Source organism: Actinokineospora spheciospongiae (genome assembly GCF_000564855.1).
Taxonomy (GTDB): Bacteria; Actinomycetota; Actinomycetes; order Mycobacteriales; family Pseudonocardiaceae; genus Actinokineospora; species Actinokineospora spheciospongiae.
Map to the genome: position 1 here is coordinate 18431 of NZ_AYXG01000185.1, position 12615 is coordinate 31045.

Genomic DNA, 12615 nt, shown 5'->3' on the forward strand with positions numbered 1-12615 from the left:
TATCTAGCTACTAGACGATACGAGGTATCCGGCCGATGAGCGACGTGGAGCTGCCCGAGCTGTCCGAGGTCACCCTGGCGATCCGCAACCTGATCAACACCGCACGGGAGTTCTCCGCCCGCACCGCGCGCGAACTGGGTGTCAACGCCACCGACCTCGACGCGCTGGCCCTGTTGGAGCAGCACGGCCCGATGGGCCCCGCGCAGCTCGCGACCCGGCTGGGCCTGCGCACCGCCTCGGTCACCGTCGTCGTCGACCGCCTCGAACGGGCCGGGCACGTCCAGCGGGTGCCCGACCAGGCCGACCGCCGCCGCGTCACGGTCACCACCACGCCGTCGGCGCACCGGGCCAGCCTCGCCCTGCTGCGCCCCTCGATCCTCGCCGTCGACGAGGCCAGCCGAGCCCTGGACCCCGACGCGCAGCGGGTGGTCGTCGACTACCTAGACCGCGTCATCCAGACCATGCGGCCCGACACCCCCGACCAGCACCGGTGAGCGGCGGCCCGCCGTCTTTCGAAGGAGTGACCATGACACCGGACAACCACCTGGCCCACGACCTCGACGGCACGGGACCGCTGCTCGTGGCCGTCCACGGCATCACCGAGAACCGGGGCTCCTGGGACCCGGTCGACCTGCGGCGGCACTTCCGCGTGCTGCGCGTCGACCTGCGCGGTCACGGTGACTCACCGCGAATCCCGCCTTACGGGATCGACGAGTCGGTGGCGGACATCCACGGGTTGCTGGAATCGCTGGGGGAGGGGCAGACGCCGTTCGTCGTCGGCCACTCCCTCGGCGGGGTGATCGCGACCGCCTACGCGGCCCGCCACCCGACCCGCGGCGTGGTCAACGTCGACCAGTCGCTGCGGGTCGACCCGCTGCCCGCGGAGGTGGCCGCCACCGTGCGGGGGGAGGGCTTCGCGGACTTCGCCCGTACGCTGTTCACCTCGCTGTACGGCGAGCTGGACCCCGCGCTGGTGGCCGACATCGAGCGCCGCCACACCCTCGACCGGGACGTGTTCACCGGGTTCTGGACCCCGCTGCTCGACTGGGACGCCGACGCGCTGGCGGCGTGGTCCCGACGCGTCACGACCCTGCCGCCCGATGTGCCGTACCTGTCGCTGCACGGGACAGACCCCGGTGCGGACTACGCCGACTGGCTCACCGACCGCATCCCCACGGCCGTGGTCGAGCAGGCACCCACCCGCACGCACTACCCGCACCTGGCGCGGCCCGACTGGTTCGTCTCCCGCGTCCACCGGTTCTTCGGCCTGCCCGACCACCTCCCGGCGGCGGAAGCCGACGCACCACGATGAACAGGCACCCTCGATCGTCGTCCTGGGCGGCCTGACCACCGCACGTGCACGGCATCGCCGCGCCCGTGTTCGACCTCGACCGGAACCGTCGCAGCGCGTGCCCGTCGCCGGGCTCGACCCGCTGGGCGGTCCGGCGGCTCCGGTCGAGGTCGAACACGGACGGCCTCCCGCTCATTCGCCCGGTTCCGCCGGGCAGGCGAGGTCTCGCGCGGGGCGGTGCCCGGTGGTCAGGAACTCCGTCGCCGCGTCGTTGGCGCACCTGTTGCCGTCCCACGGGTAGACCCCGTGCCCGCCCTGGTCGGCGGTGACCAGCGTGGCCCGCTGCCCGAACGCCCGCCGCAGTTCGCGGGCGCCGACCAGCGGCGTGCCCGGGTCGCGTTCGTTCTGCAGCAGCAGCACGTTCGACGGGCCCCGGTCGCCGATGCGCACCGGCGGCTCGGTGCGCTCGTCCGGCCAGAAGGCGCACGGCCCGATGTTGGCCGTGGCCCCGCCCAGCATCGGGTACCTCACCCGGTCGACCGCGACGGCGCGCTGGTAGTCCCGGATCGAATCCGGCCAGCGGGAATCACCGCAGATCACGTACAGGCGGGCGGACATGAGGTTGTCGCGGTCGACCACCGGCGGCAGGGGCACCGGCCGGTCGGCCGCCAGCGCCTGCCAGGTCTTGGCCAGCGCGGGCAGGGCCGCGTCGCTGTAGAGGTATTCGAAGGTCAGCCCGCGGAACGCCAGTCCGTCGACGCCCTGGACCGGCTTCGCGTCCAGTCGCTCCGCCAGGTCGAAGAACTCGGCGGTCACCTGCTCCGGGGTGCTGCCCAGGCCGTGCTCGGGGTGCGCGGCGGCGTACGCGGCGAAGTCCGGGAACCGGTCCTGCAGGCCGCGGGCGAACCTCCGCATGGCCGTGGCGTCGTAGCCGCCCGCGCCCAGGTTGCTGTCGAGCACGATCCGGTCGCCGCGGTCCGGGAACATCGTCGCGTACGCGGCGCCGAGGTGGCTGCCGTAGGAGGCGCCGAGGAACGAGACCTTTCGCTCGCCCAGCGCCACCCGAATCCGCTCCATGTCGCGGGCGGTGTTCGCGGTGGTGGTGTGCGGCAGCATGTACGCGGTGGGGGAGGTGGCGCACTGCTCGGCGGTGGCGCGGGCGTACCCGGCCTCGCGGGTGACGTCGGCCGCGGTGTGCGCGTACCGCGCGAAAGCGCCTCTGGCCTGCTGCTCCGGGGTCAGCTCGCAGGTCACCGGCGTGCTGCGGCCCACGCCGCGCGGGTCGAACCCGATGATGTCGTAGGAGTCCAGCACCTCCTGGGGCAGCCCGGCCCCGGCCAGCGTGGCGGGGTAGCCGAGCCCTTCACCACCGGGGCCGCCCGGGTTGGTGAGCAGCACGCCGCGGCGCCGCGCCGGGTTCTCGCTCGCCAGCCGGGAGATCGCGATCTCGATCTTCCTGCCGCCGGGGTCGCGGTGGTCCAGCGGGACTTCGAGGGTCGAGCACTGGAGCCGGGGCGCGGCGACCCCCTCCGGGCACGCGCCCCACTCCAGGGTCCGCGCTGCCGCCGCTGACGCGGTCGGAACAGCGGTCGCCAGCACCGCGGTCGCGGCGAGGGCGACCGGCAGGGTTCTGTGCATTCCTGTCCTCCTGTCGACACTGTGCGAGGGCTGATGGACGGGGCGGTGCGCACCGGTCCGGGAACGATCCTGTCCACTCGGCACCGGCGGCACATCGGTCCGGCGGCTCGGCCCACACTGGACCCGGGTCGAATGCCCGCATGCGACCACGGTCGGGGGTGCGCAGGCCCCAGGACCGGTGCACCGGTTGGGCGGTCTTGCGACAATGGCGGGGTGAGCACGGACATCGCACCCCGGCCGGGCAGGTGGTGGCGGGAGGCGTGGCGGCTGGCGGTGGCCGCGCTGCTGGGCACCGCCTTCTGGTTCTCCGTCGCCGCGCTGGTGCCGCCGGGGTGCGCGGCGGACACGTGTTCCTGGTTGGTCACCGGCGATCCGCTGCTCGCGCTCGCCTGCCTGGTGCTGCTGCCGTGGCGGCGGCGGTTCCCGATCGCCGTGGCCACGGCGGTCACGGTCGCCTCGGCCGCCTCGACGCTGGCCACCGGCGCCGCGCTGCTGGTCCTGTGCTCGCTCGCCACCCGCCGCCGCCCGGTCGAGATCGGCCCGGTGGTGCTCGCCTTCGTGGTCGCCTCGCAATTCGCCTCCGACCTCTACCCGATCGACGCCCCACCGGTTCCGACGTGGCTCGAACTCGTCTTCCCGGCGCTGACCGCGGGCACCGCGGTGGCCATCGGCGCGGCCATCGGCGCCCGGCGCGTGGAGGTGCGGTCCCTGCGCGACCGGGCCGAGGGCGCGGAACGGGAGCAGGCGGCGCGCGCCGCGCAGGCCCGGGCCCAGGAGCGCAACCGGATCGCCCGCGAGATGCACGACGTGCTCGCGCACCGGATCTCCCTGGTGGCCATGCAGGCCGGGGTGCTGGACCACCGCGACAACCTCACCGCCGAGGAGCACCGCATGCTGGTCCGCGGGATCGCGGACGGCTCCCGGCAGGCGTTGGAGGAACTGCGGGACGTGCTCGGCGTGCTCCGGGGCGACCCGGATCGCCCGGAAGCGCCGCAGCCCTCGTTCGACCGCGTTCCCGAACTGGTCGCCGCCGCCCGCGGCTCCGGGCTGGAGGTCACCCTCACCGACAGCGTGACGAGCCAACCGCCCGAGGTCGTCGGGCGGACCTGCTACCGCGTCGTCCAAGAAGGACTGACCAACGCCGCCAAGCACGCCCCCGGGGCGCGGGTGCGCGTCACCCTGGGGGGAACGGCCGGGGGCGAACTGCGCGTCGACGTCCGCAACTCGGCCGCCACCGCGGCGGGCGCCCGGCCACCGTCCTCCGGCTTCGGCCAGCTCGGCCTCAGCGAACGCGTCGCCCTCGCGGGCGGCGCGCTGGAGCACCGGCCGACGCCCGGCGGCGGGTACCTGCTCACCGCGCGACTACCCTGGCCCGGGCAGGACCACCCCGGGGGAGGCTGAGTGGGCAGCGCGCGTGAGCCGACGCGGGTGGTCATCGTCGACGACGACCGACTGGTGCGGATGGCGCTGCGCCTGGTCGTCGACGGCGAGCCGGACCTGACCGTGGTCGCGGAGGCGGCCGACGGGGAGTCCGCGCTCGCCGCGGTGGCCGAACAGCGACCGGACGTGGTGCTGATGGACGTGCGCATGCCCGGCCGCGACGGGCTCAGCACCACCCGGGAACTGCTCACCCGCCCGGGGCCGCCGAAGGTCCTCGTGCTGACCACCTTCGACTCCGACGACCTGGTCCTCGGTGCCCTGCGCGCCGGGGCGCTCGGGTTCGTGCTCAAGGACACCCCGCCCGCGCGGATCGTCGACGCGGTGCGCGCGGTCGCCGAGGGGAACCCCGTGCTGTCCCCGGCGGCCATGGCGCGGGTCATCGCCGCCGCGACCGGGTCGGGGTCCGCCGCCGCCCGCCGCTCGTCCCGCGAGGCCGCGCGGGCGAAGCTGTCCACCCTGACCGAACGGGAACTCGACACCGCGCGGGCCGTCGCCGACGGGCTGGGCAACCCGGAGATCGCCGAACGGCTGCACATCAGCGTCGCGACGGTGAAGGCGCACACCGGCAACCTGTTCGCCAAGCTGGCGGTCGAGAACCGGGTGCAGATCGCCCTCGTGGTGCGCGACGCGGAGGACTGAGCCGGGTGAGGTCCGGCGCGAGCGCGGCGGCGAGCATCGTCGCCGAGATCCAGGTGACGGCCACCGCCATCGGGGTGCGCCTGCCCCGGGCGTCGGCCGCCCACCCGGCGAGGACGGACCCGAACGGCATGCCCAGGGCGGTGACGCTGCCGAGTCGAGGGTCCGCCGTCGGGGGCTGACGGTGACCGGGGCGGTCAGGCGTCGCGCAGCGCGAGTTCGCGGGAGACGGCTGCCGCGGCGTCGACCACCGCGGCCTCGACGGTCCTCAGCTCGCCCGGCGGGACCCGGGCGGCCAGCGCGGCGACGCTGATCGCCGCGCGCACCGAGCCCGCGGCGTCGCGGATGGGCGCCGCGACGCCGAGGATGTGGTCGTCGAGTTCACCCTGGGAGATCGCGACGCCGCGCTTGCGGATGTGGGCGAGCCGGGTGCGCAGGGCGGCGGGGTCGGTGAGGGTCTTCGCGGTGAACCGCTCCAGCGGGGCCTGGTCCAGGACCGCGGTGACCTCGCCGGGGTCGGCCCAGGCGAGCAGCACCTCGGCGGCGGCGCCCGCGTTGATCGGCAGCACGTGCCCGCGCTCGTAGGACAGCCGCACCGCGTGCCGGGCCTCGACCAGGTCGAGGCACACGACCGAGCGACCAGAACGCCTGGTCAGCAGCACGGTTTCGCCGACGCTCGCCGCCAGTGCCCGCATGGCCGGGAGGGCGACCTCGGACAACCCGATCCCGGTCCGGGCCAGCCGCGCCAGCTCGAAGATGCGCGGTCCCAGCCGGAACCCCCCGGCGGCCTCCTCCAGGAACCCGGTGCCGGTGAGGCTTTGCAGGTAGCGGTAGCCGGTGGAGCGCGCCACCCCCAGCCGCGCGGCGATCTCCGCGCCCGCCCAGACCGGCTTGTCCGCGCTGAACAGCAGCAGGATGTCCAGCGCCCGGTCGGCGGTGGAATTGCGCTCTCGGTAGCTGCCGCTCGCCGCGTCAGTGGGTCCGGCCATGGGCACACCGTAGCCAGTTCCGGTCTGTCCTGTAAATCAGGACGAGACTTACGAAAAACAGGACACCGCTCGTACTGTGTCGACAGCGGACCGGACGAGCGGGAAGAGGTGGGGCCATGGCGCCGAACGCGACGGGCGACCGCGTCGACGTGGTGATCTGCGGTGCGGGCCCGGTGGGCCTGACCGCCGCCGCGCTGCTCGCGGCCCGCGGCGTCGGCGTGGTCGTGCTCGAACAGCGCGGCGGCACCAGCGACGAGCCGAAGGCCATCAGCATCGACGACGAGGCCCTGCGGGTGTACCAGCAGGCGGGGGTCGTCGACCGGGTCCTGCCGGTGATCGTGCCCGGCACCGGCACCCGCTACCACGGCCGCGACGGGCAGGTGCTGTTCCACGCCCGCGGGCCCCGGCCGTTCCGGCTCGCCCACCCGTTCAAGAACCCGTTCGCGCAACCGGACCTCGAACGCGCGCTGGCCGCCGCCGTGGCGGCGGCGCCGACGGCGGACCTGCGGTTCGACACCCGGGTCACCGGGTTCGACCAGCACCCCGACCGGGTGACGGTCCACGCGCGGACCGGAACCGCGCCGGTGGCGATCGACGCGGCGTACGTCCTCGGGTGCGACGGCGGGCGCTCGGCCACCCGGCTGTTGCAGGGCGTCGGCATGACCGGGCGCAGCCACGACGAGGTGTGGCTGGTCGTGGACACCCTCGACGACCCGCACACCGAGCGGTTCGCCATGCACCACGGCGACCCGGACCGCCCGCACGTGATCGTGCCCGGGCTCGGCGGGCGCTGCCGCTACGAGTTCCGGCTCTTCGACGGCGAGGGGACCCCGGACCGGGAGCCGCCGTTCGACCTCATCCGGCGACTGCTGTCCGGGTACCGGGTGATCACCGAGGACCAGGTCGAGCGGGCCGTCAACTACCGCTTCAACGCCGTGGTGGCCGACGAGTGGATGATCGGGCGCTCGTTCCTGCTCGGCGACGCCGCCCACATGATGCCGCCGTTCGCGGGCCAGGGCCTGAACTCCGGAATCCGGGACGCGGCCAACCTCACCTGGAAGATCGCCGACGTCCTGGCCGGGCGCCTCGACGCGGGGGTGCTGAGCAGCTACCACAGCGAACGCGGCCCGCACGCGCTGGCGACGGTGCGGCTGTCGGAACGGCTCGGCCGGGTCGTCATGACCACCTCGCGCCGGGTGGCGGCCCGGCGCGACGCCGTGGTCGCCCGCGCCGTGGCGACCGACGAGGGCCGCGCCCACCTGGAGGAGATGCGGTACCGGCCCGCGCTGCACTACACCGACGGGCTGGTGGTCCCTGGCGACCGGCCCGAGACCGTCGGCGTGCCGGTGGGGCAGCCGCTGGTGTTCGACACCGGCACCCACCGGGTACGCCGCCTCGACGACGCGCTCGGCACCGGGTGGGCCGTGCTCGGGGTCGGGACCGCCGAGGCGGACTGGGCCGCGGTCGAACCGGTCGTGCGCGGACTGGGCGCGGTGGCGGTGCGGGTGGTCCTCGGCGACGACATGCCCCGCACCGGTCACCGGGTGCTGATCGACGTCGACGGTGCCCTGGTGCGCGAACTCGCCGACCACGCGGGGCGCTTCGCGCTGCTGCGACCGGACCGCGTGGTGGCCGCCGCCTGGCCCGCGGGCAGCAGCGCCGAGACCTGCGCGCGCGTCCTGTCCTGGACGCCCGCCTCGAACCCCACCTCACCGGAAAGGGTGTTGAACCATGGATGAACCACAGCGGGTGGTGCTGGCCGAACGCGGCGCGGCCGGGAGCCTGACCCGGACCGCGGTGTCGCACGTCGGTTTCGCCGTCCCCGACGTGGCCGCGACCGCCGAGTTCCACCGGCGGGTGCTGGGCATGGTCGTGCACGACGAACTCCCGGCGGGCGGGCTGCGGCTGGGATGGGGCAGCGGTCACCACGTCATCGAGCTGGTCGAGGGGGACAAAGCCCTGCGGCACTACGGCTTCGAGGTGCGCGACCCCGACGGCGTCGACGGGATCGCCCGACGGCTGTCCGCCGCCGGGCACCCGACCACCGACCTCGACCCCGCCTACCTCGACGCCGGGATCGGTCCCGCGCGCGGCATCGCGACGGTCGACCCGCACGGCACCGGGGTGCACTTCCACACCGCTGTCGAGCGCCAGGGCGAGGCCACCGCGGACACCGGGCGGCGGCCGGTCAAGTACCAGCACATCACCCTGGCCACCGACGACGTCGAGGCCGTGGTGGCGTTCTTCGTCGACGTGGTCGGGTTCCGCATCTCCGACCAGCTCGACGACGGCCGCTTCGCCTGGCTGCGCAGCGACCGCGACCACCACACCCTGGCGGTGGTGAACACCGGGGCGGGCGGCGACATCGACCACTACTCCTACGACCTGGCCGAGTGGGAGGACTTCAAGACCTGGTGCGACCGGCTCACCGACGAGGGCGTGGACGTGACGTGGGGACCCGGGCGGCACGGTCCGGGCAACAACCTGTTCGTCTTCTTCGACGACCCCGCGGGCAACCACATCGAGCTGTCGGCGGAGATGGAGAAGTTCCACGACGACCGCGCCACCTACGCGCCGCGGCGGTGGGAGCCGATCCCGCACACCGTGAACCTGTGGGGCGGTCAGCTCGCCTCGTGGCGCAAGACCAGTGGGAGCAGGTGACCGGTGGCGTACGCGAGCTACGAGCACCGCGGTGTCCGCCGCGTCGGTGAACTGCGGGGGTCGTCGCTGGTCCCCCTCGAAGGCGGCACCGAACTGGGCCTGGACACCGGTCCGGAGTGGTTGCGCGACGCGGTCCGCGACGAGCGCGCACAGGTGCCGGTCGACGAGGTGCGGCTGCTGCCGGTCGTGCCGAGGCCGTCGAAGGTCTTCTGCGTCGGCCTCAACTACCTCGGCCACGTGACCGAGACGAAGCGCGAACTGCCGACCTACCCCGTGCTGTTCCCGAAGTTCGACTCCAGCCTCATCGGCGCCCACGACGACATCGTGCTGCCGCCGGAATCGACCCAGGTGGACTACGAGGGCGAGCTGGCCGTGGTGATCGGGCGGGCGGGCAGGCGCATCACCGAGGCCGACGCCCCGCACCACGTGCTGGGCTACACCGTCGCCAACGACGTCACCATGCGCGACTTCCAGTACCGGACGCACCAGTGGGTGCAGGGCAAGGCGTGGGACGCCTGCACCCCGATCGGCCCCTACCTGATCCCACCCGATGGGGTGAACCTCGCGGGGGCGGGCATCCGCACCGTCCTCAACGGCGAGAAGGTGCAGGAGTCCGACCTGTCGATGCTGATCTTCCCGGTGCCGCGGTTGATCGCCACGATCTCGACCTTCACCGCGCTGCGACCCGGTGACCTCATCCTCACCGGCACACCCGGCGGCGTCGGGTACCGCCGCGATCCGCAGGTCTTCCTCACCGCGGGCGACCGGATCAGCGTCGAGGTCGACGGCATCGGGACCCTGAACAACCTGGTTACCATGGAACAGACCGATCAGTCCACTCAGGAAGGTGGCGGCCAGTGACCGCGCGCCCGGCGGAACCACGCATCCGGCGGTCGCTGACCCTGCACCTGAAGGGTGACTGGGGGACGGCGAACCTGCACCGCGTCTGCGGTTGGATCTCCCAGGAACTCACCGACCGCAGTGGACCGCACACCCGGATCGCGATCTGGAACGGGCGCGGCTTCAGCGACTCGGTCCGCGCGGTCGGCCGGGGGGAGGTCGACATCGCGATGACCACCCCCGCGGCGTTCGCCACCGCGGCCCTGGACGCGCGCGGGGTCTACCGCGACGAATCCTTCCCCGAGTTGCGCGCGCTCGGCGTGGTGCCGCAACGCGACCGACTCGTCGTCGGCGTGCACAAGTCGATCGGCGCCACGACGTTCGCCGAGTTGCGGGAGCGCAAGCCGCGACTGACCGTCGCCACGTCGGTCGACGACGGCGTCAACCACGTCGGGCTGGCCGCGCACGCCCTGCTCGACCGCGCCGGGGTCGACGTGCGGGGGTGGGGCGGGGGGTTCCTGTCCGACGAGCGGCCGTTCGAGTCGTTCGAGCACGTGCTGGCCGGACGCGCGAACGCCGTCGTGCACGAGGCGGTCATGCTGCCGCACTGGCAGCGGTTCGGACCGGACTTCGACTTCCTGGAGGTCGAACCCGAGGTGCTGGCGTCGCTGGAAGCCGACTTCGGCTGGCCCGCCGCCACCGTCGACGACGACTTCTTCCCCGGCCGCCGCGCGTTCCGCACCCTCGACTTCTCCGACTTCCTCGTGCTCACCCGCAGCGACCTCCCCGACGACGTGGCCCACGCCGTCGCCTGGGTCCTGGGCGAAACCCGCCACCTCATCGAACAGCAGTACCGGCACCTGCCGCCCGAGCGCAGCCCCATCACCTACCCGCTGCACCCGCCCACCATGGGCCGATCCCCGGTCCCGCTGCACCCCGGCGCCGCCCGCTACTACGACGCGCTGCCGGAAAACCGATGACCCCAACGATCCGCGAGACAAGGAGGTCGCCGTGAAGGTCGTCGAAGACGTCGTGGTCATGGAATCCGACCGGCCGCTGCGCAGCATCGACCGCGACGAGGAACTGCTGCTCGCCCCGCCGCACCCGGGCGAGGTGCCGATGAAGCTCGCGAGCGAGCACCCGCCGCTGACCGTGGTCCACCACCCGCAGCAGTACCGGGCGCAGCCGTTCGCCCCGCCGCGCGGCCTGTACGAGAACGACCAGATCCGCGTCGAGTGGCAGACCATGGACAACCGGCAACCGTTCTACCACCGCAACTGCGACGTCGACGAGATCTCCTACCAGATCGCGGGCGAGCGGACGCTGATGACCGAACTCGGCGTGGTCGAGCACCAGCCCGGCGACTTCTCCCGCATCCCGCGCGGCGTGGCGCACGACAACTACGGCCGCCAGGAGAGCCACCTGCTGTTCTACGTCCCCGCCCCGGTGGCGGAGAAGGCCACGGCCGCGAGCAGCTCACAACCGGTCTCGCCACCGTTCCCCGGCTGGGAACCGGGGGAGGTCAACGAGGCCGTCACGCAGTGCATGGGCGCCCACGGGCACGACATCGCCGTGTTCCCCGTGGACGAACGGCGACTGCTCGACCGGGTCCACGACGAGGAAGACCGCCTTCGGGTGCTGCGCGTCGGCGACGGGACCGGAACGACCGTGCTGTACGAGGCGCCGCGGTTCCGCTTGGCGGTGGTCACGGCAACCGGTGGTGAGCGCCGCTACCGCCGCACCCTCGACGGCGACGAGGTCCAGTACCAGGTGCGCGGGCGGCGCACGCTGCTCACCCAGCGCGGGATCGTCGACCTCGAACCCGGCGACCTCGTCCGCATCCCCCTGGGCGTCGCCCACGCCGACGTGGACGACGAGGCGGGGCAGTACATCTCCCTGCTGTCGCACCGGGAACTGCCGCAGATCGCCGAGACCGCGCGCACCGCCGACCCCTGCACCCCCGAACGGCTCGCCGCCGCCCTGGCGAGGGGGGCTCGATGACCACCATGCTCGCCGCCCGCGCCCACCGCGACGCCGACACCATCGCGCTGGAACGGATTCCGGTGCCCGAACCCGGGCCGCTCGACGTCGTCGTCCGGGTCGCCGCCGCCGGACTGGCGCCCGGGATGATGCGGCTGCTGCGATCCGGTGCGTTCAAGCACCTGCCGACGACCCTCGGCCACGAAGCCGCCGGGACGGTCGCGGCCGTCGGCACCGGGGTCACCGGGACCGCGGTCGGTGACCGGGTCCGGGTGCACCCCAACCTCAACTGCCGCGACTGCCCGTACTGCCGCACCGACCGCGACATGATGTGCGCCCAGCAGGCCATGATCGGCCACGCGGCGTTCGGCGACGCCCCGATGCCGCTGTACGACGAGTACCACGACGGGGGACTGGCCGAGTACCTGCGGGTCCCGCACTGGCTGGTCGACCCGCTGCCCGACCGCGTCAACTTCGACGTCGGCGCGAAGGTGCACGACCTGGCCAACGCGGTGCGGGCGCTGAAGTGCGCCGACCTGCCGCTGGGGTCGACCCTCGTCGTCACCGCGGCCACCGGCACCATGGGCACCGCCACCACCAAGCTCGCCGAGCACTTCGGCGTGTCCCGCCTCGTCCTGGTCGGGCGCGACGCCGAACGCCTGCACGCCGTCCGGTCGCTGGCCGGTCGGGTGGCCACCGAGGTGATCGCGCTGGACGACCTCCCCGACTGGGCGGGCACCGGCGGGCTGACCCGGCGGCTGCGGGAGGTCACCCCCGCGGGCGCGCACGCGGTGCTCGACTTCATCCCCGACGGCCCGGCGACCGGTCAGGCCGTGGCCGCGCTCGCCACCGGCGGCACCCTGGTGCACATGGGCGCCAACCGCACCGCGCTGGCCCTGCCACCGGCCGCGCTGATGGTGAACTGCTGGCGGTTCGTGGGCACCCGCGCCTGCACCCGCACCGACGCCCGCGAGGTCCTGCGCCTGCTCGGCACCGGCGCCCTGGACGTCGACGAACTCATCACCCAGCGGTTCGCGCTGGCCGACGCGCCCACGGCGGTGGAGGCGATGCGGCGGCGCGAGCACCCCATGTGGATGACCGTCGTCCACCCCTGAGCGCCCCGATGAGCCCCGGAGGAAC

At 73.7% G+C, this 12615-nt stretch carries 13 protein-coding genes; 11 read left to right on the forward strand and 2 right to left on the reverse strand.

Annotated features, from left to right (window positions below; genetic code table 11):
- The first annotated feature begins 35 nt into the window (after positions 1-35).
- Both UO65_RS24100 and UO65_RS33600 read left to right on the forward strand, forming a co-directional pair.
- Positions 36-494, forward strand: a complete 459-nt coding sequence (locus tag UO65_RS24100) for a MarR family winged helix-turn-helix transcriptional regulator (protein ID WP_052021708.1) — start codon at positions 36-38, stop codon at positions 492-494.
- A 32-nt stretch (positions 495-526) separates the two neighbouring features.
- A complete protein-coding gene (locus tag UO65_RS33600) occupies positions 527-1312 on the forward strand; it encodes an alpha/beta fold hydrolase (RefSeq protein WP_052021709.1) in 786 nt (261 codons plus the stop codon).
- Between the two features lie 171 nt (positions 1313-1483).
- Here UO65_RS33600 and UO65_RS24110 read toward each other — a convergent pair whose 3' ends face one another.
- The gene (locus tag UO65_RS24110) at positions 1484-2929 is read right to left on the reverse strand and encodes an alpha/beta hydrolase (protein ID WP_035286593.1); all 1446 of its coding nucleotides are present in this window, start codon (positions 2927-2929) and stop codon (positions 1484-1486) included.
- A gap of 213 nt (positions 2930-3142) precedes the next feature.
- Here UO65_RS24110 and UO65_RS24115 point away from each other — a divergent pair, with 213 nt between their 5' ends.
- Genes UO65_RS24115 through UO65_RS36960 form a run of 3 tightly spaced genes read left to right on the forward strand, consistent with a single transcriptional unit; the run spans position 3143 to position 5187 of the window.
- Entirely contained in the window at positions 3143-4330 is a 1188-nt protein-coding gene (locus UO65_RS24115; protein WP_035286595.1) for a sensor histidine kinase, read from the forward strand.
- Positions 4331-5008 carry a response regulator transcription factor gene (locus UO65_RS24120; protein ID WP_035286597.1) on the forward strand — a complete coding sequence of 226 codons (678 nt, stop codon included), beginning with the start codon at positions 4331-4333 and terminating at the stop codon, positions 5006-5008.
- Between the two features lie 5 nt (positions 5009-5013).
- Positions 5014-5187 carry a hypothetical protein gene (locus tag UO65_RS36960; protein ID WP_161784506.1) on the forward strand — a complete coding sequence of 58 codons (174 nt, stop codon included), beginning with the start codon at positions 5014-5016 and terminating at the stop codon, positions 5185-5187.
- Between the two features lie 15 nt (positions 5188-5202).
- Here UO65_RS36960 and UO65_RS24125 read toward each other — a convergent pair whose 3' ends face one another.
- Positions 5203-5994, reverse strand: a complete 792-nt coding sequence (locus UO65_RS24125; RefSeq protein ID WP_035286599.1) for an IclR family transcriptional regulator — start codon at positions 5992-5994, stop codon at positions 5203-5205.
- Between the two features lie 116 nt (positions 5995-6110).
- Between UO65_RS24125 and UO65_RS24130 the strand changes: the two genes are divergently transcribed.
- Genes UO65_RS24130 through UO65_RS24155 form a run of 6 tightly spaced genes read left to right on the forward strand, consistent with a single transcriptional unit; the run spans position 6111 to position 12590 of the window.
- Positions 6111-7733, forward strand: coding sequence for an FAD-dependent monooxygenase (locus UO65_RS24130; protein WP_035286601.1), 1623 nt, complete (start codon positions 6111-6113; stop codon positions 7731-7733).
- Positions 7726-8655: a VOC family protein gene (locus UO65_RS24135; protein ID WP_035286604.1), complete on the forward strand. Its 930-nt coding sequence runs from the start codon at positions 7726-7728 to the stop codon at positions 8653-8655. The genes UO65_RS24130 and UO65_RS24135 overlap by 8 nt, the downstream gene beginning before the upstream one ends.
- A gap of 3 nt (positions 8656-8658) precedes the next feature.
- Positions 8659-9516 (forward strand): fumarylacetoacetate hydrolase family protein, encoded by an 858-nt coding sequence (locus tag UO65_RS24140; RefSeq protein ID WP_052021711.1) that lies wholly within the window; start codon positions 8659-8661, stop codon positions 9514-9516.
- The gene (locus UO65_RS24145; protein WP_035286606.1) at positions 9513-10475 is read left to right on the forward strand and encodes a TAXI family TRAP transporter solute-binding subunit; all 963 of its coding nucleotides are present in this window, start codon (positions 9513-9515) and stop codon (positions 10473-10475) included. Before UO65_RS24140 ends, UO65_RS24145 begins: the two co-directional genes overlap by 4 nt.
- Positions 10476-10506: 31 nt before the next feature.
- Positions 10507-11496 (forward strand): hypothetical protein, encoded by a 990-nt coding sequence (locus UO65_RS24150; RefSeq protein ID WP_035286608.1) that lies wholly within the window; start codon positions 10507-10509, stop codon positions 11494-11496.
- A complete protein-coding gene (locus tag UO65_RS24155) occupies positions 11493-12590 on the forward strand; it encodes an alcohol dehydrogenase catalytic domain-containing protein (protein WP_035286609.1) in 1098 nt (365 codons plus the stop codon). Before UO65_RS24150 ends, UO65_RS24155 begins: the two co-directional genes overlap by 4 nt.
- Positions 12591-12615 lie beyond the last annotated feature (25 nt).